Raw genomic sequence first — 25,187 nt, 5'->3', positions numbered from 1 at the left:
CCCCGGCCGGCCTCTCGGGTCAACCCGGCCGGCCTTGGGGGGGCGGCCGAGCGGGATGTTTCGGTTTTGTTTCACTCTTTTTTGTTTCTGTGCATGGCGTGAAAAACTTTGGATAAATCTTTCGATCTTGACGGGAAATAGGTTGGATGCTTTGATCCGGTCGGTCGTGAAGGACTGCACATGGGCCGGGGGGAGAAAGGAGGTGCGTGGAGAAGGCGGTTTGGCATGAGGATTCTTTTCTATTCGGGAAGAGGGGAGTTGTCATGAAGTGGAGATCGGTTCGAGCGATGTGGGCGGCTGGCGCCGTGTTCGTCGTGGTCGTGGGCACCCCCTGGGGCGCCGACGCCTCCGTGGACGACAGCCAGTGCGTGGAGTGCCACGAGGAGATCGACTACGAGGCCTACTCCGCGTCGGTCCACGGCCGAAACGCGTGCAACAGCTGCCACTACGACGTGGTGGACATCGAGGAGCACGAGGCCTGCGGATCGAGGACCCAGGACAAGGTCGAGACCTGCCACCGGTGTCATCCGGACGAGGGCCGGGAGCACTTCGCCTCGGTGCACATGATGAACGACGTGCGCTGCTCCGACTGCCACTCGGATGTGCACTCCATCACAAAATGGGACGGATCCAAGGTTCGGGTGGTGGAGGTGTGCTCGGTGTGCCACGAGAGCGAGGAGTACGCCGCCAGCGTCCACGGCAAGGCCGTGGCCGCCGGCAACAACGACTCGGCCGCCTGCAACGACTGCCACGGGCTCCACCGGATCGAGGAGCTGGGGGATCCCAACACCCACGAGTACCGGGCGTTCCACACCGACACCTGCCACCGGTGCCATGCCGACGAGGCCATGATGCGCCGCAACGGTGTGCCCACCATCGCGGTGAAGACGTACGAGGAGAGCTACCACGGCAAGGTGGAGGCCCTGGGCTCGGCCCTGGCTGCGGGCTGCGCCGACTGCCACGGGGCCCACGGCATCCTGCCCTCCACCGACCCCGCCTCCAGCACCTACCCGGACAACCTGCCCAAGACCTGCGGGAAGTGCCACCCGGGCTCCACCATCCAGTTCGCCCAGTTCCTGCCCCACGCCGACCACCGGGACAAGGAGAACTACCCGGTGCTCTACTACACCTGGCTGTTCATGACGGGGCTGCTCGTGGCGGTGTTTGCGGTGTTCTGGCTCCACACCCTGCTGTGGTGGCGGGCGGCCTACTGGGAACGGCGCGAGCGGCTGCGCAGGGGGCACTACCAGCTGTCGGAGGTGGAGGAGCCCCTCCGGCCCTACCGCCGGTTCAACTGGTTCGACCGCATCCTGCACCTGACCATGATGGCGAGCTTCCTGGGCCTGGTGGCCACGGGGCTTCCCCTGAAGTTCCACGACGCGCCCTGGGCCCCGGCCGTGATGGGGCTGCTGGGCGGGCCCCACCGGGCCGGCTGGATCCACCGGATCTGCGCGGGGATCACCTTCGCCTACTTCGGCGCCTGCATCGGGTACATCCTGTACTACCTGTTCCTCAAGGACACCGGTGAGACGGTCTGGCAGAAGCTGGTGGGTCCCGACTCCCTGGTGCCCACCTGGCGGGACGCGAAGGACATCGGCGCCATGATCCGGTGGTTCTTCGGGTTGGGCCCCGAGCCCACCTTCGACCGGTGGACCTACTGGGAGAAGTTCGACTTCCTCGCCGTGTTCTGGGGGATGTTCGCCATCGGCGGATCGGGGCTGCTCCTGTGGTTCCCCGAGTTCTTCGGCAGGTTCCTGCCGGGGTGGGTCTTCAACGTGGCCATGATCGTGCACAGCGACGAGGCCCTGCTGGCGTCGGGCTTCATCTTCACGGTGCACTTCTTCAACACCCACTTCCGTCCCGGAAAGTTCCCCATGGATCCGGTGATCTTCACGGGCCGGCTGCCCAAGCACGAGCTGTGGGAGGAGCGCCGCCCGTGGTACGAGCGCCTGAAACGCCAAGGGGTGCTGGAGACGCTGCAGGAGGAGCCCACCCCGCCCCTGTGGGACCTGGTGGGCCAGGTGATCGGATTCACCGCGCTGGGCGTGGGGCTGGTGGGGATCGCGCTGATCGCCTGGGGGTTCATGGGCCACTGAGAAAAGGGGCGCCTCGCCCCCTTCCTCACCCGGCCCCGCGTTTCGGGGCCGGGTCTTTTTTTCTCGGCGGCTCGGGAGCCGCCAGGCCGCCTAGCTTCCCAGCCTTCTCGCTTTCTAGCTTTCCAGCGGAAGTTACCGGCCCGGGCACTGGGCGGCCACGGCGGGGGCGATCCCCTTCCCGCCGTAGGCGGACTCGAAGTGGCTCCGGAACTCCTCGGCGAGCCGGCGGGCCCGCTCGTCGTAGGCGGCCGGGTCGGGCCAGGTGTTGCGGGGGATCAGCACCTCCGACGGAACGCCGGGGCATTCGCGGGGCACGGCCAGGTGGAACAGGGGGTCCTCCTCGTAGGGGACCTCTTCGAGCTGGCCCGCGAGGGCCGCGTTCACCACGGCCCGGGTCAGGGCGATGTCCATGCGTTGGCCCACGCCGTAGGGCCCGCCGCTCCAGCCGGTGTTCACCAGGTACACCCGGGTCCCGTGCCGGTCCAGCTTCTCGCCCAGCATCCGGGCGTAATCCTCGGGGTTGCGCGGCATGAACGGGGCGCCGAAGAACCGGGAGAAGGTGCTCACCGGCTCCTTGATGCCGGTCTCGGTGCCGGCCAGCTTGCTCGTGTACCCCATGAGGAACCAGAACATGGCCCGATGCTTGTCCAGCCGGGCCACCGGGGGGAGCACGCCGTTGGCGTCGGCGGCCAGAAACAGGATGGTGGTGGGATGGCCGCTCACCGGAGGGGTCTTGATGTTCGACAGAAACGACAGGGGATAGGCCACCCGGGAGTTGGGGGTGAGCCGATCGTCGTCCACGTCGAAGGTGCCGTCGGGGTACACCATCAGGTTCTCGACGATGGCGCCGTGGTCCAGGGGGTCTGCCTCGTGGAAGGTGGCGTGCCAGATCTCCGGCTCCTTGTCCTGGCGCAGGTTGATCAGCTTCGCGTAGCACCCGAACTCGAAGTTGGCGATGCCCCGGTCGCTCCACCCGTGCTCGTCGTCGCCCAGCAGGGCCCGGGAGGGGTCGGCCGACAGGGTGGTCTTGCCGGTGCCCGACAGCCCCAGCAGAAGGGCGCAGTCGCCGGCCCTGCCCTCGTTGGCCGAGCAGTGGAGCGGCAGCACGCCCGCCTCGGGCAGAAGGTAGTTCATCACGGTGAACATCAGCTTCTTGTTCGTCCCGCAGTAGGCCGAGCCGTACACGAGCCCGAGGCGCCGGTCGAAGTCCATCACGATGGCCATGTCCGAGGTCCGACCGTCCGGGAGCCTGCGCAGCCGCCCCTCGTACCGGGAGGCCTCCACCTTGTCCTCCGGCAGGCTCAGCAGGACGAACGGCCGGTCGGCGAACACGCTGCGCCCGATGTCCTCCGGCACCGGCCGGAACATGGTGTGGCTGAACAGGGCCGTCAGGGCCCGGGGGGTCACGGTGCGCACCGGCAGGGCGTAGGCCGAGTCCGCGCCCACCACCCGGTCGGTCACGTACACCCGGTCCTTGGTTCCCAGTACCCGGCAGGCGTCCTCCCACAGCATGTCGAAGGTCTCCGGATCCATGGGGATGCAGTTGGGGGAGTCCCAGTCGATGGTGGCCTCGCTCTCGGGCCGCCGCACGATGTAGGTGTCCTTCGGGCTCCGGCCCGTGGACTCGGGCCGGGTCCAGGTGGCCAGGGCGCCGGTGGCCAGCGGAATGGCCTCGCGGTGCTCCAGGGCGTCGGCGATCAGCCGGCGACGGTCCGGGTTGTCGATCCGACGGTCGTTTGTGTGCAGGGCTTGATCCAGTCGCTCGCGCGGGTCCATCGTGCTCACCTCGGGTTCGAAGTATCGGGCGCGGGTCCATCGGTCCCCAGCGGAACTGGCCACGGAGTGTAGGAGAATCGCTGGGGGAAAACAACCGGGCGGTTGGTGGAGGGGTTGCTTCGGGGCCCTCCAGAGACTAGAAACCGGAGATTAGAGAAACAGACCTTCCCTTGCGGCGGCGCTGGGAGCGCGTCGGATGCGGCGAGCCGAGGAGCCGCTCCTGGCTCTCCACCAGACCCCACCCCGAACGCCCCTATTTCGCCGCCGGCGTAATAGTAACTGCGGGCCAACGGCCCAGAGCGAAAGGAGAACCCACCATGGACTTCGATCGGCTCCGCGACCTTGCCGCCGGTTTCCAGCCGGCCAAGCTTCTGCTGGTGGCGTTGGACCTGGGGGTGTTCGACGCCCTTGCCGACGGGCCCCTGGGCCCGTCGGAGCTGGCGGCCCGGATCGGGGCGGATCCCAGGGCCACCGAGATCTGCGCGAACGCCCTGGTGGGGATGGGGCTGCTGATCCACGGTGAGCGCGGGTACGGGCTGGCCGCGGCCGCGGCCCGGTGGCTGGTGCGGACCTCCCCCGAGTATCGGGGGGAGATCCTCAGGCACATCCACAACACCTGGGAGAGGTGGGCCGGGTTGGAGAGCGCCTGGCGCGAGGGCCGCCCCGCGATCCGGCGGGAGAGTTCGTCCCCCACCGACGCGGACGAGCCGGCCCGCCGCCACTTCATCCTGGGCATGGAGAACGTCACCCGGGAGGTCGCGCCCCGGATCGCCGAGCTGCTTCCCCTGGACGGGGCGAGGTCCCTGCTGGACCTGGGCGCCGGGCCGGGGAACTACTGCCTAGCGTTCGCGTCCCGGTGGCCGGGGCTGCGGGTGTTCCACTTCGACCTGCCCGGCACCTCCCGGATCGCTCGCGAGTTCGTGGAGGGCAAACCCGGGGCCGACCGGATCACGTTTTTGGAGGGGAGCTTTCTCGAGGATCCCCTGGGCGGTCCCTACGATGTGGTGTGGGCCAGCCAGATCATTCACATGCTGGGCGAGGACGAGGTCCGGCGGCTGCTCGCCCGGATCGGGGAGGTGCTCGCCCCGGCAGGGCTGCTGGCGATCCACGACCACTTCCTGGACCCCGGCCGAACGGGGCCGCCCTTCGCCGCCCTGTTCGGGGTGCACATGCTGGTCTCCACCGAACGGGGTCGGACCTACGCGCTGGACGAGGTGGAGGCCTGGGGTAGGGAGGCGGGATTCGACCCGGACGGCCGGATCGAGTACGGCCGGGGGCCCAGGATCTTGCTGCTCCGGCGCCGGTCTGCCTAACTTCGGTCTGCGGCCGTCAGTCGTTGGTCAACGGTTTGGGGCCTTCGGCCCGCTGGGCGGGCCGAAGGCCCCGGGTCAGCAGCCGCCCGAGCAGCCGGAGGCGCAGTCCCCGGTCTGGGACCGGGCCTTCACCACGAACCCCCGGCGCAGGGGACCCGACAGGTAGTCCACCCGGACCCCGCCCACCTGGGCGAGCAGGGACTGGTTCATCACCAGCCGGAACCCGTCCTCGGGCTGCACGGTGTCGTCGTCTTTGGGCTCGTCCAGAGCCAGGCCCCAGGAGGGCCCGCCTCACCCCATGCCCGAGATGTAGATGCGCACGGCCGGGTTCTCGCCGTGCTCCTGAAGGGATTCCTTGAGCTTCTCCCTTGCTTTGTCGGTCAACTCGATCATCGACGGCTCCTTTGGAGGGGGTTGATCGGATCGGCGGTTTCGATGACAAAAGGGACCGAAAGGTTACCGCCTACGGAAGGGAAAGGCCAGGGAACGGTGCTGGTCTCGCGGATCTGGCCGGCCCGGGCCTTCCTGTATGCCGAGCTGAAGGAGGCCGGGCTGGACGTGTGCGGCGTGGACGCGGTGGACGATCTGGCCGAGGCCCTGTGGCGGTGGCCCGACCGGTTCGGGGCCGTGCTCATGGATCCGGCGGGGTTCCCGGCGGACGACGTGGCCCGAGCCGTCCGGATGGCCCGCCGGGCCGGACTGTCCGTACTGCTCGTGGCCGGGCCGTGGGACCTGGACCGGCTGGCGGACCGGGTGACCGGGGCCCGGATGCTCCGGAAGCCGGTCACCATCGGGGCGGTGGTGGATGCGGTCCGGCGCACGCTCCGGGCCCGTTGATCGGGCTCCCCGGCTCAGCCCTTGCGCTGCATGGCGACCCGGCCGTGGGGGCCGAACCGCTCGTAGGTGAACTCGACCCGGCCCACCGGGTTCTCCATCTTCCGCACGGCCGTGCCCACCCGCACCGTGACCCCGGGGAACACCTTTTCCGCCTCGACCCGGCCTCGGATCGGATCGGGTTCGGGCAGGGCCTGGGCCCGGGCTTCCCACTCGTCCGCGGCCGCTTCCAGGGAGGCGGGGGCTCCCTCGGTTCGGGCCTGTTGGGAGAGCAAGGCGGCCCAGCCGGAGAAGGCGGACCGGAACGGGTCGATGATCCGGACCCGTGCCACCGAGACCTCGGTGGCCAGGTTGTTGGGGCTTCCGAGCTCCCCGGCCCGAATCCGTTCGCCCGCCTCCAGGAGCCCGCCCCGGCAGGCCCCGCCGCCGGCCACCCAGATCGCTCGAAGGGCGGTGAGGCGGCCCTTCATGGAGTATCGGCGGACATGGATCACCGAGGCGATCACGTGGGCCCGTTCGAAGAACTCGGCCGACACCACGCCGCCCACCCGGAGGGGCACCGCACGGGTCTGGATCACTCCGGCCGCCGTGAACAGGGAGCCCATCACCTCCACCGGGGAGCGGATCAGGCTGCCCCGGACCTCCAGGTCGCCCAGCACCCGAACCGGGAACGGCGCCTCCAGGTCCCCCTCCACCACCACCGTGGCGGGAATGACCTCGTCCCTCCACCGCCGCAGGTCCTGGGCCGACGCCACCCGCACCACCGGCATCAGGTACGCCTGCGAGCGCTCCGGGTCGGTGAATCGGACCTGGCCTGCCGCCTGGGCCACCACCGTGCGGCCGTCGGGCGCCAAGCCCAGCCCCGCGCCCAGCCGCACCCGGTTCTCCCCCGGCCGGGGCGGGATCGGCTCCCCCCTCACCGTCAGCCCCGGTGTGCCCCGGCCCGGGGGCACGAAGGTGCCCGCGGCCTGCCCCGGCTCCACCACCAGCAGAGAGGGCTCTGCCATGTCGGCGCCGGCCTCCAGGGCCGACAGGAACGCGTCGGGATCCACCGGGGCTCCGCCCCGCCACTCCACCCGAGAGGGGTGTCCGTCCACCGGCGGACGGCCCCGGGCGATCCCCTCGGGCTCCAGGTAGCTGCGCCGCAGGAACGCCCGCCGCAGGGCGTCGGCGTCCAAGAGCTCGTCGGGCACGCCGTAGGCGCGCACGAGTTCGCCCAGCTCCTCTTCCGTGAGCCGGGCCCCCCGGCCCTTGGGCGGGTACAGGATCAGGTAGGCGGTCAGCCCGTCGTCGGAGAACCGGATCTTGGCCTTCTCGCCGCGGAACGCCTCGGCACTACGGTGGGCCACCGGAAACGCCCGGCCCCGGCCGTACAGGTAGGCCTCCCGCACCGCCACCCAGTCGATGGCCACCCCGGGCAGGTCCTGCCGGAGCCTGCGCACCACCGCCGACAACGGGGCCGGGTCGTGCGGCACCCGCAGATACACCCGCCCCGCCCTGGCCTCGATCGTCAGGCTCTCCGCCATCGCCCTCTCGTTTCGATGGTTGCCACCGAGAACCCGTCCGTGGGGTTGTTGGGTGCGCTCACATCCCTGACCGGCTCTATCTTCGGTCGTTGGTCGTCGGTCTGGGGCTTTCGGCCCGCAGGGCGGCTGGGCGGCTCCTGAAATCCCGACGCCAAGACCTCGGGGGCATGGGGTCTGTTGGAGCGGCCGCCCGCCTAACGGGCCGATCTGCCCGGAATTCCTCTATAGTCTCTGCCCCCGGCACCCGCGCCCGGCCGGAGGCAGGTTCCTTGCCCCTCTGCTCAGGGGGCCAGGAGACCGAAGACCGAAGACCGTGGACCGAAGTTACTGGGAAGTGTGCCTATTTTGTCACCTGGTTGATACGTATCAGTACTCGTCCAGCGCCCTTCGCACCGCGCCGAGGAGCTTGTCCTTGTCCACGGGCTTGAGCACGTAGTTCCGGGCCCCCAGCTGCACGGCCTCGAGCACCCTGGCCTCGTGGCCCACCGCCGAGACCATGATCACCCGGCAGGCCGGATCGATCTCGCGCAGCAGCCGCAACACCTGGATGCCGTCCATACCGGGCATGACCACGTCCAGGGTCACGACGTCGGGGAGCTCGCGTTCGTACACCTTCAGGGCCTCGGGGCCGCCCAGGGCCACCAGCACCCGGTACCCGGCGCCGGTGAGCATGTCGGCCAGCACCCGGGCCATGAACTCGGTGTCGTCCACCACCAGCACCGACTCCGTGTACGGCCGGGGCTTCACGGCACCTCCCTCCGCACGAAGGTGTCGCGTCGCCACTCGTCACGGGGCGCGGGGTGGTCGGCGTTGTAGTGGAGGCCCCGGCTCTCCCGGCGGTGGGCGGCGCACCGCACCATCAGGTCGGCCACCTGGGCCAGGTTCCGCAGTTCCAGCAGGTCGGCCGAGGGGCGGTACCTGCGCAGGTGGTCGCGGACCTCCTCGTGGATCAGATCGACCCTGCGCCGGGCCCGGGACAGGCGGCGGTCGGTGCGCACGATCCCGACGTAGTTCCACATGGTCCGGCGGATCTCGTCCCAGTTCTGGGTGACCACCACGTCCTCGTCGGGCTCCCGGCTGCCCCCTGCCTCCCACGGCGGGGGCGGGTCGATGGGCCCGGCCTGCCGGGCCCGGACGCGCGCGTCCCGGGCCGCCGCCGTGGCGAACACCAGGGCCTCCAGCAGGCTGTTGCTGGCGAGGCGGTTGGCCCCGTGGAGCCCGGTGCACGCCACCTCGCCCACCGCGTACAGCCCCGGCACGTCCGACCGGCCGCGGGCGTCCACCCAGACCCCGCCGCACAGGTAGTGGGCCGCCGGCACCACCGGGATCGGGTCCCGCGTGATGTCGATGCCGTACCGGAGGCACGCCGCATGGATGCCCGGGAACCGGCTGCGCACGAACTCGGGATCCCGGTGTGAGATGTCCAGGAGCACGTGCTCGTCGCCGGTGCGTTTCATCTCGGCGTCGATGGCCCGGGCCACCACGTCCCGGGGAGCCAGGCAGCCCCGGGGGTGGTATCGCTCCATGAACGTCTCGCCGGAGCGCAACCTCAGCACCCCGCCCTCGCCCCGCACGGCCTCGCTGATCAGGAAGTTCTTGGCCTGGGGGTGGTACAGGCAGGTGGGATGGAACTGCATGAACTCCAGGTTCGCCAGGGTTGCGCCGGCCCGGTAGGCCATGGCCAGGCCGTCGCCCGAGGCGATGTCGGGGTTGGAGGTGTACAGGTACACCTTGCCCGCGCCGCCGGTGGCCAGGCACGTGACCGGCGCCAGGAACGGCACGATCCGGCCGTCGGCGGCGAGCACGTGGGCCCCCCCACACCGGCCTGCGGAGTCCCGGATCAGGTCGACGGCGAAGTGGTTCTCGAAGAACCGGATGCTCCCGCTCTCCCGGGCCCTGCGGAGCAGGGCCTGCTCCACCTCGCGGCCGGTCATGTCCCGGGCGTGCACGATGCGTCGGCGGGAGTGTCCGCCCTCCTGGCCCAGATCGAAGGCAAGCCCGGCTCGCTTCGCCGGGGTGAACTCGACCCCCCAGCGGGCCAGCCGGCGGATGTGCTCGGGCGCCTCCCGCACCACCCGTTCCACCACCTCTCGGTGGCACAGCCCGGCCCCGGCCTCCAGGGTGTCGGCCACGTGGGACTCGAAGGAGTCCTCCGGGTCCAACACGGCGGCGATGCCGCCCTGGGCGTAGTTGGTGTTGGACTCCCCCCGCTCCTTCTTGGTGACCACCCCCACGGTCCCGGTCTCGGCCACCTCCAGGGCGAACGTGAGCCCGCCGATCCCGCTGCCGAGCACCAGAAAGTCGAAACGCTCCATCGAGCCGGTCTCCTTGCCCCGGGTGGCCGGCGTGGCCGAAACTCCCACAAACCGCCGCCGAACGTAGTACAGGGGCGGTTCCACGGTCAAGGAACCGCCGGGAGGGTTTCTCCCGCCGGAAACGGTTTTTGGCCTCGCTGTAAAAGCGTTGAAAATACGGGTGGATGCGTTGACACGGCCGGATCCTGCTCGTAGGATGCGGTCCCTGTCCCACCGCCGCCCGCTTAGGCGCCGGCCTCGGGGGGAGGAGCCGCAAGGAGGGAGGATGGAGAAACGGGACGAAGCCATCGCCAAGATCCTGATGAAGGAGAGCGAGGAGTTCCGGCGGGAGATGGAGGCGCACCAACGTTACGAGCGCATCCTGGAGGAGCTCAACCGCCGGCCCCACCTGACGCCGGACGAGGAGATGGAGCGCAAGAAGATTCAGAAGCTCAAGCTGGCCGGCAAGGATCGGATGGCCCGGATGATCCTGGCGTACCGAAAAGCCCACCCCGAGACCGGATCGGGAGACGCGCCGTGAGAAGCGACCGCATCACCCAGGGACTGGAACGGGCCCCCCACAGGGCCCTGCTCTCGGCCACCGGCATGCCGAGGAACGAGCTCGGCAAGCCCCTGATCGGGATCGCCTCCAGTTTCACCGACCTGATCGCCGGCCACGTGGGCATGCGCGACCTGGAGCGGTTCGCCGAGAAGGGGGTGCACGCCGGGGGCGGCTACCCGTTCCTGTTCGGGGTGCCGGGCATCTGCGACGGCATCGCCATGGGCCACGGGGGCATGCGCTACAGCCTGCCCAGCCGCGAGCTCATCGCGGACATGATCGAGAGCGTGGTCGAGGCCCACAGCCTCGACGGCCTGGTGCTCCTGACCAACTGCGACAAGATCACCCCCGGCATGCTGATGGCCGCGGCCCGGCTCGACGTGCCGTCCATCGTGGTGACGGCCGGGCCCATGATGGCCGGCCGGTACCGGGGTCGGAGGCTCAGCTTCGTGCGGGACACCTTCGAGGCCATGGCCCGGCACCAGGCCGGCGAGATCGGGGCCGAGGAGCTGGAGGCCTGCGAGCAGGAGGCCTGCCCCGGATGCGGCTCCTGCCAGGGGCTCTACACGGCCAACACCATGGCCTGCCTGACCGAGGCCCTGGGCATGAGCCTTCCCGGCTGCGGCACGGCGCTCGCCGTGAGCGCTCGGAAGCGCCACCTGGCCTATGCCAGCGGCCAGCGGGTGGTGGAGCTGGTGCGGCAGGGGGTCCGGCCCCGGCACGTCATGACCCCCGGCGCGTTCGCCAACGCGATCCGCCTGGACCTGGCCCTGGGCGGCAGCACCAACTCCGTGCTCCACCTGTGCGCCATCGCCCGGGAGGCCGGGGTGGACCTGCCCCTGGAGCGGTTCGACGAGCTGAGCCGCGAGACCCCCCAGCTGTGCTCCCTGCGCCCGGCGGGGGACCACTTCATGGAGGACCTGGACGCGGCCGGCGGGGTGATGGCGGTGCTCCACCGGCTGGCGGACCGGCTGGTCGAGGCCCCGTCGGTGGCGGAGGTCTCGGTGCGCCAGGCGGCGGCCTCGGTGGAGTGGCTCGACGACGCGGTGATCCGATCCGCGGAAGAGCCGGTGCGGCCCGAGGGGGGCATCGCGATCCTGCGAGGGAGCCTCGCGCCGGACGGGGCCGTGGTCAAGCAGTCGGGGGTGAGCCCGGGCATGATGCGGTTCGTGGGCACGGCGCGGTGCTTCGACTCGGAAGAGGCGGCCATGGCCGCCATCATGGGAGGCGAGATCCGGCCGGGCACCGTGGTGGTGATCCGATACGAAGGGCCGCGGGGCGGGCCGGGCATGCGGGAGATGCTGGCGCCCACCGCCGCGCTCATGGGGATGGGCCTGGGGGAGAGTGTGGCCCTGGTGACCGACGGCCGGTTCAGCGGGGGCACCCGCGGGCCGTGCGTGGGCCACGTGAGCCCCGAGGCCGCGGCCGGCGGTCCCATCGCCCTGGTGCAAGACGGCGACGAGGTGGAGCTGGACATCCCCGGCCGGCGGCTCGAGCTGCGGGTGGACCCGGCCGAGCTCGAGGCCCGCCGCGGCCGGTGGGTCGAGCCCGAGCCCAAGGTCTCGGCCGGCTGGCTCCTTCGGTACGCTCGACTTGTTACCTCGGCCAACACCGGGGCCGTGCTGCAGGGCTGATCCGATCGCTTCATAGGTTCCGCCGGCGGCCGGCCCCCATGGGCCGGCCGTTGGCGCATCAGGGCCCCGCGGACGAAAGCGGATCCGGGACGTTGCGGCCAGGGGCATGGGTTTCAGGAACCGGAATTCAGCTCCAGTAGACCGCGAGGCGGCCTGTTTGCGAAGAAATAACTCGAACCGATCCCCGCACAGTTTCGGCGGTGGGGCATGGGGTCCGCTTCCGGCCGCGCGCGAAGCCGGGCATGAGATTCGCCGCGCAGGCACGGGGCACCGACGGTGGTTTCATGGCAGTCCGGCCGGGGACCGAACGGTTTCACGGTGCGAGCGTTGGAGGCGCTGCGCGGCGAGCCAAGGAGCCGCACGCGGCTCTCCAGCAGACCCCATGCCCCCCGAGACCGTGAGGTGGCGCCAAAGAGGCGTGGTCATGCTTGGAATGCTGGGAGATTACGGAGGGTTTCAAGCCTTCTGGCATCCTAGCTTTCCAGCCTTCTAGCGGGCCGAAGGCCCAGACCAACGACCAACGACTGACGACCAACGACCGAAGTTTCAAGGAGGTACCCGTGGAACGAACCGGTGCCGAGATCTTCGTGGAGAGTTTGCGCAAGGAGGGGGTGCACACCCTGTTCGGCTACCCCGGCGGGGTGGTGCTGAACATCTACGACGTGCTGTACGACTCGGACATCCGCCACATCCTGGTCCGGCACGAGCAGGCGGCGGTGCACGCGGCCGACGGGTACGCCCGGGCCACCGGCGAGGTGGGGGTGGCCCTCGTGACCTCGGGCCCCGGCGCCACCAACACCGTCACCGGACTGGCCACGGCCTACATGGACTCGGTGCCGATCGTGGTGTTCTCGGGCCAGGTGCCCACCCACCTGATCGGCAACGACGCGTTCCAAGAGGCCGACATCGTGGGGATCACCCGGCCGTGCACCAAGCACAACTATCTGGTCAAGGACGTCCGGGACCTGGCCCGGGTCATCAAGGAGGCGTTCTACCTGGCCCGTTCGGGCCGGCCGGGCCCGGTGCTGGTGGACCTGCCCAAGGACGTGATCGTGGGCCGGGCCGAGTACGTGTACCCCGAGGCCGCCAAGCTGCGGGGGTACAACCCGACGTACGAAGGGCACCTGGGCCAGATCAAGAAGGCCCTGAAGGCCGTCCACGAGTCCCGGCGGCCGGTGGTGTACGCGGGCGGCGGCGTGATCCTGTCGAACGCGTCCCGGGAGCTGACCGAGTTCGCCCGGCGACTCAGGCTGCCGGTGACCACCACCCTGATGGGCCTGGGCGCCTTTCCGGGAAGCGACCCCCTGTTCCTGGGCATGCTGGGCATGCACGGCACCTACCGGGCCAACATGGCCGTGAGCCACGCCGACCTGCTGGTGGCGGTGGGGGCCCGGTTCGACGACCGGGTGACCGGCAAGATCGACGAGTTCGCGCCCAACGCGAAGATCGTCCACGTGGACATCGACCCCACCTCCATCTCGAAGAACGTCCAGGTGGACATCCCCATCGTGGGCGACGCCAAGAACGTGCTGAAGAAGATGCTCGGGCTGGTCCACGGCCCCGAGTGGGAAGCCCGGGACGAGGTCCTGCGGGAGTGGCACGCCGAGATCGAGGCGTGGCGCCGGGCCCACCGGATGGACTACGGCCAGGGCGAGGACGTGATCAAGCCCCAGTACGTGGTGGAGCAGCTCCACGAGGCCACGGCAGGCCGCTGCATCGTCTCGACCGAGGTGGGCCAGAACCAGATGTGGGCCGCCCAGTACTTCCGTCTGGAGGAGCCCCGGTGCTGGCTGACCTCCGGTGGCCTGGGCACCATGGGCTACGGGTTCCCGGCGGCCATCGGGGCCCAGGCCGCGTTCCCCGACCGGGTGGTGATCGACATCGCCGGCGACGGCTCGATCCAGATGAACATCCAGGAGCTGGCCACGGCCGTGCAGTACGAGCTACCGGTGAAGGTGGCCATCCTGAACAACGGGTTCCTGGGCATGGTGAGGCAGTGGCAGGAGCTGTTCTACGACCGCAGGTACTCCCACACCCGCATGGACGTGGCCCCCGATTTCGTGAAGCTGGCCGAGGCGTACGGTGCCTTGGGGCTCCGGGCCACCCGGCCTGACGAGGTGCGGCCGGTGATCGAGCAGGCCCTGGCCCACCCGGGCCCGGTGCTGATGGACTTCCATGTGGATCCGGAGGAGGGGGTGTACCCCATGGTGCCGGCCGGGGCTCCCCTGACCAAGATGCTGCTGCTGTAACGGAGGGCTTCCCATGCGCCATACGATCAACGTGCTGGTGGAGAACGAGTTCGGGGTCCTGGCCCGGGTGGCGGGGCTGTTCAGCGGCAGGGGGTTCAACATCGACAGCCTGTCGGTGGCCGAGACCCAGGATCCCACGGTGAGCCTGATGACCATCGTCACCCGAGGCGACGACCAGATCATCGAGCAGATCATCAAGCAGCTGCACAAACTGGTGAATGTGCTCAAGGTGACGGATCTCCACGAGGGCCAGTACCTGGACCGGGAGCTGGTCCTTGTGAAGGTGGCGGCCACGGCCGAGACCAAGCCGGAGATCCTCCGGCTCATGGACATCTTCCGGGGCAAGATCGTGGACGTGAGCCCCAAGACCTACACGGTGGAGGTGACGGGCGGCGAGGACAAGATCCGCGCCGTCCTGGAGCTGATGCGGCCCCTGGGCATCAAAGAGGTGGTGCGCACGGGCAAGGTGGCCATGCCCAGGGGCATGCAGAACGGGGGGTGACCCGCGGAAAAGCCGGTCAGCCCGGCGAGGGAATCGGCTCGTTTCTACGCAGGGGAGCATCGTCAGGCCCCTGCGGGGCCCTACAACGGGAAGGGTAACTTTCGTTGGTCCGGGCCCATTGCCGGCGGGGGGCATGGGGCCTGCTTCCGGCCGCGCGCGAAGCCGGGCATTGAGATTCGCCGCGCAGGCACGGGGCACCGGCGGTGGTTTCATGACAGTTCGGTGGGGCACGAACGAACTCACGGTACGAGCGTTGGAGGCGCTGCGCGGCGAGCTAAGGAGCCGCACGCGACTCTCCAGCAGACCCCATGCCCCCCGAAGCCTTGGCGTCGGGGCTCAGGAGCCGCCCAGCGGGCCGAAGGCCCCCGACCGACGACCGTAGACCAAAGTTACACGGAAGCATTGGTTGGGGGCTTCATAGCCTTTAGCCTTCCAGCTTTCTAGCCTTCCATCCTTCAACAAAGGAGCGTTGCGATGAAGATCTACTACGACAAGGACGCGGACCTCGGGCTCCTCAAGGACAAAACGATCGCGGTGATCGGGTACGGGAGCCAGGGCCACGCCCACGCGAACAACCTACGCGACTCGGGCCTGAACGTGGTGGTGGGGCTGCGGCCCGACGGGGCCTCGGCCCAGAAGGCCCGGGCCGCCGGGTTCGAGGTGCTGCCCGTGGACGAGGCCGCCCGCAAGGCCCAGGTGGTCATGATCCTCCTGCCCGACGAGCTCCAGGGCGAGGTGTTCCGCAGCCAGATCGCCTCGGCCCTGGAGCCGGGCGACTACCTGGCCTTTGCCCACGGGTTCAACATCCACTTCGGCCAGATCGTGCCCGCCGAAGGGGTCAACGTGTTCATGGTGGCCCCCAAGGGGCCCGGCCACCTGGTGCGGGCCGAGTACGAGCGGGGCCGGGGCGTGCCGTGCCTCATCGCCGTGGACCGGGACCCGGCCGGCAACACCCGGGACGTGGCCCTGGCCTACGCCTCGGCCATCGGCGGCGGCCGGGCCGGCGTGATCGAGACCACCTTCCGGGAGGAGACCGAGACCGACCTGTTCGGGGAGCAGGCCGTGCTGTGCGGCGGGGTGACGGCCCTGATCCAGGCCGGGTTCGAGACGCTGGTCGAGGCCGGGTACGCCCCGGAGATGGCCTACTTCGAGTGCCTGCACGAGCTCAAGCTGATCGTGGACCTGATCTACGAGGGCGGCATCGCCAACATGCGCTACTCGGTGTCGAACACGGCCCAGTACGGTGACCTGACCCGGGGCCCCCGGGTGATCGACCCGCGGGTCAAGGCCGAGATGAAGCGGATCCTGGAGGAGATCCAGACCGGGCAGTTCGCCCGGGAGTGGATCCTGGAGAACCGGGCCGGCCGGCCGGTGTTCAACGCCCTGACCCGCCGGGGTGACGAGCACCCCATCGAGGAGGTGGGCCAGCGGCTGCGGTCCATGATGCCCTGGCTCCAGGAGGGGCGGTTGGTGGACCGGTCCAAGAACTAGCGGGGCGGCCAAACGGGGCGCCGCCCGAGGGGAACTGCCATGGAGACCGTGAAGATCTTCGACACGACCTTGCGCGACGGGGAGCAGAGCCCCGGCGCGTCCATGAACCTCGAGGAAAAGCTGCGGGTCGCCCAGGCCCTGGAGCGGCTGCGGGTCGACGTGATCGAGGCCGGGTTCCCGATCTCGTCCCCGGGCGACTTCGACGCGGTGAAGATGATCGCCGACAAGGTGCGGGGGTGCGAGGTGGCGGGGCTGGCCCGGGCCAACCGGGCCGACATCGACCGGGCCTGGGAGGCCCTCAAGGGGGGCGAGAACCCCCGCATCCACACGTTCATCGCCACCAGCCCGATCCACATGGAGCACAAGCTCCGCAAGTCCCCGGACCAGGTGCTGGAGCAGGCCGTGGAGGCCGTGAAGCACGCGTGCCGGTACACCTCGAACGTGGAGTTCTCGGCCGAGGACGCGGTGCGCAGCGACCTGGAGTTCCTGTGCCGGGTGGTGGAGGCCGTGATCGAGGCCGGGGCCACCACCGTGAACATCCCCGACACGGTGGGCTACGCCGTGCCGGAGGAGTTCGGGGAGATGATCCGCCGGGTCATGGAGCGGGTGCCCAACATCGATCGGGCCGTGGTGTCGGTGCACTGCCACAACGACCTGGGCCTGGCCGTGGCCAACTCGCTGGCGGCCGTGGAGGCCGGGGCCCGGCAGGTGGAGTGCACGATCAACGGCATCGGCGAGCGGGCCGGGAACGCCTCGCTGGAGGAGCTGGTGATGGCCCTGCGCACCCGGGCCGACCGCCTGCCCTACACGACCCGGATCGACACCCAGCACATCTACCCCACCAGCCGGTTGGTCAGCCTGATCACGGGCCTGCCGGTCCAGCCCAACAAGGCGGTCGTGGGCGCCAACGCGTTCGCCCACGAGTCGGGCATCCACCAGGACGGGGTGCTCAAGGAGAAGACCACCTACGAGATCATGACCCCGGAGAGCGTGGGGATCCCCACCAACGCCCTGGTGCTGGGCAAGCACTCCGGCCGGCACGCATTCCGAGAGAAGGTCAAGGCCCTGGGCTACGACCTCACGGACGAGCAGATGGAGAGCGCCTTCGAGGCGTTCAAGGCCCTGGCCGACAAGAAGAAGACGGTCTACGACGAGGACGTGGACGCCCTGATCGCCGAGCGGGTGCTGCGGCTGCCCGACCGGTACCGCCTGCTGTACCTGAACGTGAACTCGGGCACGGTCACCGTGCCCACCGCCACGGTGCAGCTCCTCATGGACGGGGTGGCCCGCCAGGAGGCCGGGTTTGGCGACGGGCCGGTGGACGCGGCCTTCTCGGTGATCAAGAAGCTCACCGGCCGTAAGCCCCGGCTGGTGCACTTCTCCATCAACTCGATCACCGGCGGCACCGACGCCCAGGCCGAGGTGAGCGTGCGCATCGAGGAGGACGGGGTGCTGGCCAACGGCCAGGCCGCCGACACCGACATCGTGGTGGCCTCGGCCAAGGCGTTCGTGCACGCCCTGAACAAGCTGGAGCACCGCAAGCAGAAGAGCTTCGCGGCCCACCTCTGAGGCCGCGGGAGGATCCAAGGGGGCGCCGGCCCGGCCGGCGCCCCTCCCCTTTTCCAGACCGTGAGGACCCCATGACCATCACCGAAAAGATTCTCGCGGCCCACGCCGGTCTCGACCGGGTGGAGCCGGGCCAGATCGTGAGCGTCAAGGTGGACGTGGCCCTGGGCAACGACATCACCGCGCCCATCGCGATCCGCGAGTTCCGCCGCGTCGGCGCCGAGAGGGTGTTCGACCGGTCCCGGGTGGTGCTGGTGCCCGACCACTTCGCCCCCAACAAGGACATCGCCAGCGCCGAGCAGTGCAAGGTCCTCCGGGAGTTCGCCCGGGATCAGGACCTCGAACACTACTTCGAGACCGGCGAGATGGGGGTGGAGCACGCGCTGCTGCCCGAGCAGGGCATCGTGGTGCCGGGCGACGTGGTGATCGGCGCCGACAGTCACACCTGCACCTACGGGGCCCTGGGCGCCTTCTCCACCGGGGTCGGGTCCACGGACCTGGCCGCGGCCATGGTGACGGGTGAGGCCTGGTTCAAGGTGCCCGAGTCCATCAAGTTCGTGTACCGCGGCGAGCTCCCGCCGTGGGTGGAGGGCAAGGACCTGATCCTCTACACGATCGGCCGGATCGGCGTGGACGGGGCCCTGTACCGGGCCATGGAGTTCACCGGGCCGGTGATCGAGCGCCTGGGCATGGACGACCGGCTGACCATGGCCAACATGGCGATCGAGGCCGGCGGCAAGAACGGCATCATCGCCCCGGACGCCACGACCCGGGCCTACATGGAGGGCCGGGCCAAGCGGCCGCCCGTGTACTACCGGAGCGACCCCGACGCCCGGTACGCGGAGGTGGTCGAGATCGACGTGGGCCGGATCCGGCCCCAGGTGGCCTTCCCCCATCTGCCCTCCAACACCCGGGCCATCGACGACGTGGGCGAGGTGCCCATCGACCAGGTGGTGATCGGCTCGTGCACCAACGGCCGCATCGAGGACCTGCGGCGGGCCGCCCGGGTGCTCCGGGGCCAGCGGGTGGCCAAGTACGTGCGGTGCATCGTGATCCCGGCCACCCAGCAGATCTACCGCCAGGCCATGTGCGAGGGCCTGCTGGAGGTGTTCCTGGACGCCGGCTGCGCGGTGTCCACCCCCACCTGCGGCCCGTGCCTCGGGGGGCACATGGGCATCCTGGCCAAGGGCGAGCGGGCGGTGGCGACCACGAACCGGAACTTCGTGGGCCGCATGGGCCATCCGGAGAGCGAGGTGTACCTGGCGAGCCCCTCGGTGGCCGCGGCCAGCGCGGTGAAGGGGCGGATCGCGAGCCCCGAGGAGGTGGTGGCATGAAGTTTCGCGGACGGGTGTGGAAGTTCGGCCCCGACATCGACACGGACCGGATCATCCCGGCACGGTACCTGAACACCAGCGACCCGGCCGAGTTGGCCAAGCACTGCATGGAGGACGCGGACCCGGAGTTCGTAGCCAAGATGAGGCCCGGCGACATCATCCTGGCCGACAAGAACTTCGGGTGCGGCTCGAGCCGGGAGCACGCGCCGATCGCCATCAAGGCGGCCGGGGTGTCGTGCGTGATCGCCCGCAGCTTCGCCCGGATCTTCTACCGGAACGCGTTCAACATGGGGCTGCCGATCTTTGAGTGCCCCGAGGCGTTCGACGGGATCGAGGAGGGCGACGAGGTGGAGGTGGACGCTGGAACCGGCCGGATCCGGAACCTCACCCGCGGAACCGAGTTCCGGGCCGCCCCGATCCCGCCGTTCATGCAGGAGTTGATCGCCGACGGCGGCCTGATGGCCCACATCGCCAAGAGGGCCGCGAAGGGGTGACCGATCCCTCCCGGGTGGAGGCCTACGCGGTTGCGCCCCCGGGCCTGGAGGACGTGCTGCTGGCGGAACTCCGAGGCCTGGGCCTGCTGGAGGCCGCGGCCGAGGGCGGGGGCGCCCGGTTCCGGGGCACCTGGGACGACCTGGGGCGGGTGAACCTGTGCTCGGCCGTGGCGAGCCGGGTGCTGGTGCGAGTGGCCCGGTTCCGGGCGCAGCGGCAGGCAGAGGCGGCCCGGGAACTCGGGCGGATCCCTTGGGATGCCTGGCTCCCTCGGGGGTCCGGGGTGGAGGTGCGGGTGGCCCGCCGGCGAAGCCGCCTCCACTCCGGGGCCCTGACCGAGGCCGTGCGCGAGGCCGTGGAGCGGTCCGTGGGCCCCCCGGCGGGGAGCCCCCCGTTCCGGGTGCAGGTGCGCGCCGTGTCCGGGGAGGTGGTGGTCAGCCTGGACACCTCGGGCGACCACCTTCACCGGCGGGGTTACCGCCTGGCCCCCGGGACGGCGCCGCTGCGGGAGAACGTGGCCGCGGCCCTTCTCCTGGCAGCCGGGTGGGAGGGGCAGGAGCCTCTGCTCGACCCCATGGCCGGCGTGGGCACCCTGGCCGTGGAGGCGGCGCGGATGGGCTGCGGCATGCCCGCCGGGTGGCAGCGGGCGTTCGCGTTCGAGCGGATGGTGCCCCACGATCCGAGCCGGTGGGAGACGGTGCGGGCCGAGGTCCTCGCCCAGGCCCGCCGGCCGGCGCCGGCGCCGGTGTTTGCCTCGGACCGGGACCCTGCCGCCGTGGCCCGAACCCGGCAGGCGGCCCGGAGGGCCGGGGTGGCCGAGGTGTTGCGAGCCGCCTGTGTGGCGCTAGAATGCCTCACTCCCCCGTGCCCCCGGGGACTGCTGGTGGCCGATCCCCCCCACGGGTTTCGGCTGGGGGGCCGGCGCGAGGCCCTCGAGGCCCTCGCCGCCGCGTTGAAAGGGCCGTTCCGGCGGTGGCGGTGGGGTATCCTGACCCCGGACCCGGCGGCACTGGAGGGGATGGGACTGGCCCCTCGGCGGGTTCGGCGGCTACGCCACGGGGGAAGGGCTTTGTCCTGGGCCCTGGGCGGCCCGGCGGAATAAGCGGGTTGGGCGTCCCCGCGGGGACGGAAAGGGCGAGCGCATGGCAGGGGAAGACGGGGGGATTCCCTGGAGGGCGGTCGTAGAGGGGCTGGCCACCCCGGTGAGCCTCCACGGCCCGGACCGCACCGTGTTGTACCAGAACCCGGCCCACCGCAGGACGTTCGGGCCGGCCGAAGGCAGGCGGTGTCACGAGTTCCTGTGGGGCCGGGCGGCGCCCTGCGCGGGGTGCCCCCTGGGTGGGGAGGGGCCGGCGGTGCGCGAGGTGGACCTGTCGGGGGGGCGGGCCCTGATCACCGCGGTGCCCTTTGGGGGTGGGCGGGCCGTGGTGATGGAGTGGATGGGGCCCCGGTCGCCCCGGCAGTGGGTGCTGGAGACCCTGCACCGGGCGTTCGAGGTGGCGGACACGGCCATGTTCGTGGAGGAGTTGAACGGCCGGATCCTCGACGTGAACCGGGCCGCCGAGACCCTGTTCGACCTGCCCCGGGACCAGCTGGTGGGCCGAACCGTGGCCGAGCTGCTGCCGCCGGAGACCCTGGAGCTGGTGCCGGGGGTGAGGGAGGACCTGGCCCGCCACGGCCGGTTCGAGCTGGAGGCGTGGCAGTCCCGGCCGGACGGCAGCCGGTTCCTGGCCCGGGTGGCCGGGGTGCTCCACCGGGACCCGGAGGGGGAGTTCGTGGTGGTCACGGTGCGCGATGTCACGGCCGAGCGCCTGGAGAAGGAGGCCCTGGCCGAGCGGAATCGGGAGCTGGAGGGGTTCCTGTACGCGGTGGCCCACGACCTGCGCGGCCCCTTGGGCACGGCCCGGGGGTATGCGGCGCTCCTGGAGGAGCGGTTGCGATGTGGGCGGCCGGACGGAGCCGAGGGCATGTGCCGACAGCTCCGGAGCCAGGTGGACCGCCTGGGGGGGCTGTTGGAGGACCTCTTGGCCTTTGCGCGCATCGGCGCGGAGCGTCCCGCGGTCCGGGAGCTGGACCTGGCCGCGGCGTGCCGAAGCGCCTGGACCGATCTGGGGCTCCGGGTGGAGGAGACCGGGGCGGAGCTGGAGCTGGACGACCCGCTGCCCCGGGTGCGCATGGCTCCCGTGCGGCTTCACCAGGTGCTCCTCAACCTGTTCGGCAACGCGCTGCGGTACCGCCGGCCGGACGTGGAGCCCCGGATCCGGGTGCGCCGGGCGGCCCCGGGTGAGGCGGATCCGAAGCCGGGGTATGCGTGCGTGGTGGTGCAGGACAACGGCCGGGGCATCCCCAAGGATATGGAGGAGAGGGTGTTCCATCTGTTCGTCCGGGGCGGCCGGGAGTGCAAGGGCAGCGGGGTGGGCCTGTCCATCGTTCGCCGGGTGGTCACGGCCGAGGGCGGGCGGGTGTGGCTCCGGTCCGCGCCCGGCGAGGGCTGCCGGTTCTACCTGGAGCTGCCGGAGGCCGAGGCATGACCGGGGTCGTGCTGTGCAACATGGGCGGGCCGGACTCGCTTCAGGCGGTCCGGCCCTTTTTGGAGAACCTGTTCTCCGACCCCGAGATCCTGCGGTTTCCCCTGTCGGGGATCCTCCAGCGGCCCTTGGCCCGGTGGATCAGCCGGAAGCGGGCGCCCAAGGTGGCCGAGCGGTACCGCCGGATCGGGGGGAGGAGCCCCATCGGCGAGATCACCCGGGCCCAGGCCGACGCCCTCGCCTCGGCGCTGGGCCCGGACTGGACCGTGACCGTGGCCATGCGCTACTGGCACCCGCGGGCCCGCGAGGCCGCGGCCGAGCTCCGTTGCCGGGGGGCGACCCGGATCGTGGTGCTGCCCCTGTACCCCCAGTACAGCCGGGCCACCACGGGATCGAGCCTGGCCGACCTGGAGGCCGGCCTCTCCGCCGAGGGCCTGGACGACCTTCCCCGAAGGGTGGTGCGGTCCTGGCACGACCACCCGGCCTACCTCGACGCCCTGGCCGAGGCCGTGGCCGAGGGCCTTCGCGGATTCGACGGCGCCACGGTGCTGTTCAGCGCCCACAGCCTGCCGGTGAAGCTGATCGAGCAGGGAGACCCATACCTGGAGCAGGTGCGGGCCACCGTGGCCGGGGTCGTGGAACGGCTGGGGAACCCGTCCCACCGCCTGGCCTTCCAGAGCCGCACCGGGCCGGTGCGCTGGCTCGGCCCGGGCGTGGAGGAGACCCTCGCGGCCCTGGCGGCCGAAGGGCTCCGCCGCATACTGGTGGTACCGGTGAGCTTTGTCTCGGACCACATCGAGACCCTGTACGAGATCGACGTGGAGTACGTGGACCTGGCCCGGACCCTCGGCATCCGGGAGTTCCGCCGGTGCCCCGCCCTGAACACCCGGCCCTCCTTCATCCAAGCCCTGGCCCGGATCGCCCGGGACGCGGCCCAGGGCCCGGAGTGAGGTTCCTCGGGAATCCCTGGGGATACCAGGTTGCGTTCAAACCGAGAGCTCTCGTGGAGCGGGGCGAGCTAGAAACTAGAAACTAGAAACTAGCAAAATCTTAGGGGCCTCGACTCCTGAGGGGGGCGCTCCAACAGGCCCCCCGCCGCCGGGTTGGCGAGAGCCACGTGCCTGGGGGCCAGGAGACCGAAGACCGAAGACCGTGGACCAAAGTTACATGGAAGGCCGCCGGTTTGCCATCGACCGGGGGTCGGTCTATAAGGGAGTCTCGTCAGCCCCCTGCGGGGCCCGGCAACGGGGAGGGTAACGTTGCCTGATCCGGGGGCCCCGCCGGCGGCGGGGCATGGGGTCTGCTTCCGGCCGCGCGCGAAGCCGGGCATTGAGATTCGCCGCGCAGGCACGGGGCATAAACGGCGGTTTCATGACCGTTCGGTGGAGCACGAACGAATTCACGGTACGAGCGTGGGAGGCGCTGCGCGGCGAGCTAAGGAGCCGCACGCGGCTCTCCAGCAGACCCCATGCCCCACCGAGCGTTTGGCGGCGGTTCGGGGAAGCCGCCCGGCCGCCTAGCAGCCTAGCCTTCCAGCGGGCCGAAGGCCCCGACCGAAGACCGTAGACCGGCGACCGTAGACCGAAGTTACATGACGCCACTTTCTTTGGAGGGAGGAGCAGCGCATGCGAGACGTCGTGATCGTATCCGGGGCCCGCACCGCCGTGGGGAACTTCGGCGGCGCGCTCAAGGACGTGCCGGTGGCCGACCTGGGGGCCGCCGCCATCAAGGGAGCCCTGACCCGGGCCGGGGTGCGGCCCGTGGCCGGCGAGGCCCTGCGGGCGGTGGCGCCCGAGGCGCTCGGCCAGGACCCCATCGAGCTGGAAACTCGGTACCACGACTACGACGAGGCCCTTCGGCCCCTGCAGGTGGACGAGGTGATCCTGGGCAACGTGGTGGGCGCGGGCCAGGGCCAGAACGTGGCCCGGCAGGCCTCGATCCGGGCGGGCGTGGCCAAGGAGACCCCGGCGTTCACCGTGAACAAGGTGTGCGCCTCGGGCATGAAGGCGGTGGCCCTGGCCGCCCAGACCATTCGGGAGGGCGAGGCCGACGCCGTGGTGGCCGGCGGCATGGAGAACATGAGCCAGATCCCTTACGCCCTGCCCGCCGGCCGGTGGGGAGCCCGGATGAACAACACCGACCTGGTGGACCTCATGGTTCACGACGGCCTGTGGGAGTGCTTCTACGGGTACCACATGGGTCACACCGCCGAGAACCTCGCGGCCCTGTACGGGATCAGCCGCCAGGAGCAGGACGAGCTGGGGGCGCTTAGCCACCAACGGGCCCGGGCGGCACAGGCCGACGGCCGGTTTGCGGCCGAGATCGTGTCGGTGAGCGTGCCCCAGCGCCGGGGGGACCCGGTCGTCGTGGACACCGACGAGCGGCCCATGGACACCAGCGTCGAAAAGATGGCCAAGCTCCGGCCGGCCTTCAAGAAGGACGGCACGGTGACCGCGGGGAACGCCTCGGGCATCAACGACGGCGCGGCCGCGCTGCTGCTGATGGGTGCGGACGCGGCCGAGTCGGCCGGCGTCGAGCCCCTGGCGCGGATCGTGTCGTGGGCCTCGGGCGGGGTGGACCCGGCCTACATGGGCGTGGGTCCGGTGCCCGCCACCCGGAAGGCCCTGGCCAAGGCGGGGCTCACCGTGGCCGACCTGGACCTGGTGGAGCTCAACGAGGCGTTCGCCGCCCAGGCCATCGCGTGCATGCGGGAGCTGGATCTCGACATCGAGAAGACGAACGTGGTGGGGAGCGGCATCTCCCTGGGGCATCCCATCGGGTGTAGCGGCGCCCGGATCGTGGTGACCCTGGTGAACGAGCTCAAGCGGCGGGGCGGACGGTACGGCCTGGCCACCCTGTGCATCGGCGGCGGCCAGGGCATGGCCCTGGTGGTGGAGGCCCTGTAGCACGAGCCGGGCCGCCGGCGTTTGGAAGGCTTGGAAATCTCGATGTGTTTCCGACCGGGGCCCCGTTGGGGCCCCGGCTTCGTTCCG

At 70.5% G+C, this 25,187-nt stretch carries 20 protein-coding genes; 15 read left to right on the top strand and 5 right to left on the bottom strand.

Features of this window, described 5'->3' with window-relative positions:
* The first annotated feature begins 263 nt into the window (after positions 1–263).
* A complete protein-coding gene (locus tag DEFCA_RS0113045; RefSeq protein ID WP_025323465.1) occupies positions 264–2,096 on the top strand; it encodes a cytochrome c3 family protein in 1,833 nt (610 codons plus the stop codon).
* Positions 2,097–2,228: 132 nt separating this feature from the next.
* On the opposite strand, the gene DEFCA_RS0113040 is transcribed toward DEFCA_RS0113045, so the two are convergent.
* Positions 2,229–3,872 carry a phosphoenolpyruvate carboxykinase (ATP) gene (locus DEFCA_RS0113040; RefSeq protein WP_029734051.1) on the bottom strand — a complete coding sequence of 548 codons (1,644 nt, stop codon included), beginning with the start codon at positions 3,870–3,872 and terminating at the stop codon, positions 2,229–2,231.
* A 317-nt stretch (positions 3,873–4,189) separates the two neighbouring features.
* Here DEFCA_RS0113040 and DEFCA_RS0113035 point away from each other — a divergent pair, with 317 nt between their 5' ends.
* Positions 4,190–5,185: a methyltransferase gene (locus DEFCA_RS0113035; RefSeq protein WP_025323463.1), complete on the top strand. Its 996-nt coding sequence runs from the start codon at positions 4,190–4,192 to the stop codon at positions 5,183–5,185.
* Between the two features lie 75 nt (positions 5,186–5,260).
* On the opposite strand, the gene DEFCA_RS22315 is transcribed toward DEFCA_RS0113035, so the two are convergent.
* On the bottom strand, positions 5,261–5,425 hold the full coding sequence (locus DEFCA_RS22315) for a hypothetical protein (protein ID WP_169709576.1): 165 nt from the start codon (positions 5,423–5,425) through the stop codon (positions 5,261–5,263).
* Positions 5,426–5,674: 249 nt separating this feature from the next.
* Here DEFCA_RS22315 and DEFCA_RS0113020 point away from each other — a divergent pair, with 249 nt between their 5' ends.
* Positions 5,675–6,022, top strand: a complete 348-nt coding sequence (locus DEFCA_RS0113020; RefSeq protein WP_025323462.1) for a hypothetical protein — start codon at positions 5,675–5,677, stop codon at positions 6,020–6,022.
* Between the two features lie 14 nt (positions 6,023–6,036).
* Here the strand turns inward: DEFCA_RS0113020 and DEFCA_RS0113015 are convergent, their stop codons facing one another.
* The 3 genes from DEFCA_RS0113015 to nadB form a co-directional block, all read right to left on the bottom strand.
* Positions 6,037–7,545 (bottom strand): DUF342 domain-containing protein, encoded by a 1,509-nt coding sequence (locus tag DEFCA_RS0113015; RefSeq protein ID WP_025323461.1) that lies wholly within the window; start codon positions 7,543–7,545, stop codon positions 6,037–6,039.
* Between the two features lie 366 nt (positions 7,546–7,911).
* A complete protein-coding gene (locus DEFCA_RS0113010) occupies positions 7,912–8,292 on the bottom strand; it encodes a response regulator (RefSeq protein WP_025323460.1) in 381 nt (126 codons plus the stop codon).
* A complete protein-coding gene (gene nadB / locus DEFCA_RS0113005; RefSeq protein WP_025323459.1) occupies positions 8,289–9,860 on the bottom strand; it encodes an L-aspartate oxidase in 1,572 nt (523 codons plus the stop codon). The genes DEFCA_RS0113010 and nadB overlap by 4 nt, the downstream gene beginning before the upstream one ends.
* A 265-nt stretch (positions 9,861–10,125) precedes the next feature.
* Between nadB and DEFCA_RS0113000 the strand changes: the two genes are divergently transcribed.
* The 12 genes from DEFCA_RS0113000 (at position 10,126) to DEFCA_RS0112945 (ending at position 25,100) form a co-directional block, all read left to right on the top strand.
* Entirely contained in the window at positions 10,126–10,380 is a 255-nt protein-coding gene (locus tag DEFCA_RS0113000; RefSeq protein ID WP_025323458.1) for a DUF465 domain-containing protein, read from the top strand.
* Positions 10,377–12,032, top strand: a complete 1,656-nt coding sequence (gene ilvD, locus DEFCA_RS0112995) for a dihydroxy-acid dehydratase (RefSeq protein WP_025323457.1) — start codon at positions 10,377–10,379, stop codon at positions 12,030–12,032. The genes DEFCA_RS0113000 and ilvD overlap by 4 nt, the downstream gene beginning before the upstream one ends.
* Positions 12,033–12,592: 560 nt before the next feature.
* On the top strand, positions 12,593–14,281 hold the full coding sequence (gene ilvB / locus DEFCA_RS0112990; RefSeq protein WP_025323456.1) for a biosynthetic-type acetolactate synthase large subunit: 1,689 nt from the start codon (positions 12,593–12,595) through the stop codon (positions 14,279–14,281).
* Positions 14,282–14,294: 13 nt separating this feature from the next.
* On the top strand, positions 14,295–14,783 hold the full coding sequence (gene ilvN, locus DEFCA_RS0112985) for an acetolactate synthase small subunit (protein ID WP_025323455.1): 489 nt from the start codon (positions 14,295–14,297) through the stop codon (positions 14,781–14,783).
* 474 nt (positions 14,784–15,257) lie between these two features.
* Positions 15,258–16,274: a ketol-acid reductoisomerase gene (gene ilvC / locus DEFCA_RS0112980; RefSeq protein WP_025323454.1), complete on the top strand. Its 1,017-nt coding sequence runs from the start codon at positions 15,258–15,260 to the stop codon at positions 16,272–16,274.
* Between the two features lie 39 nt (positions 16,275–16,313).
* Positions 16,314–17,843, top strand: coding sequence for a 2-isopropylmalate synthase (locus tag DEFCA_RS0112975; protein WP_025323453.1), 1,530 nt, complete (start codon positions 16,314–16,316; stop codon positions 17,841–17,843).
* Positions 17,844–17,914: 71 nt separating this feature from the next.
* Complete coding sequence (leuC, locus tag DEFCA_RS0112970) at positions 17,915–19,174, top strand: 3-isopropylmalate dehydratase large subunit (RefSeq protein ID WP_025323452.1); 1,260 nt, start codon at positions 17,915–17,917, stop codon at positions 19,172–19,174.
* Positions 19,171–19,668 carry a 3-isopropylmalate dehydratase small subunit gene (gene leuD, locus DEFCA_RS0112965; RefSeq protein ID WP_025323451.1) on the top strand — a complete coding sequence of 166 codons (498 nt, stop codon included), beginning with the start codon at positions 19,171–19,173 and terminating at the stop codon, positions 19,666–19,668. Before leuC ends, leuD begins: the two co-directional genes overlap by 4 nt.
* Complete coding sequence (locus DEFCA_RS0112960; RefSeq protein ID WP_025323450.1) at positions 19,665–20,768, top strand: THUMP domain-containing class I SAM-dependent RNA methyltransferase; 1,104 nt, start codon at positions 19,665–19,667, stop codon at positions 20,766–20,768. Before leuD ends, DEFCA_RS0112960 begins: the two co-directional genes overlap by 4 nt.
* A 40-nt stretch (positions 20,769–20,808) precedes the next feature.
* Positions 20,809–22,197: a sensor histidine kinase gene (locus DEFCA_RS24285; RefSeq protein WP_025323449.1), complete on the top strand. Its 1,389-nt coding sequence runs from the start codon at positions 20,809–20,811 to the stop codon at positions 22,195–22,197.
* On the top strand, positions 22,194–23,144 hold the full coding sequence (gene hemH / locus DEFCA_RS0112950; RefSeq protein ID WP_025323448.1) for a ferrochelatase: 951 nt from the start codon (positions 22,194–22,196) through the stop codon (positions 23,142–23,144). Before DEFCA_RS24285 ends, hemH begins: the two co-directional genes overlap by 4 nt.
* 675 nt (positions 23,145–23,819) lie before the next feature.
* The gene (locus DEFCA_RS0112945) at positions 23,820–25,100 is read left to right on the top strand and encodes an acetyl-CoA C-acetyltransferase (protein WP_025323447.1); all 1,281 of its coding nucleotides are present in this window, start codon (positions 23,820–23,822) and stop codon (positions 25,098–25,100) included.
* Positions 25,101–25,187: the final 87 nt, after the last annotated feature.

Origin of the sequence: Deferrisoma camini S3R1 (assembly GCF_000526155.1) — a bacterium.
Taxonomy (GTDB): Bacteria; Desulfobacterota; Deferrisomatia; order Deferrisomatales; family Deferrisomataceae; genus Deferrisoma; species Deferrisoma camini.
This window is presented reverse-complemented; position numbering and strand designations above follow the sequence as displayed.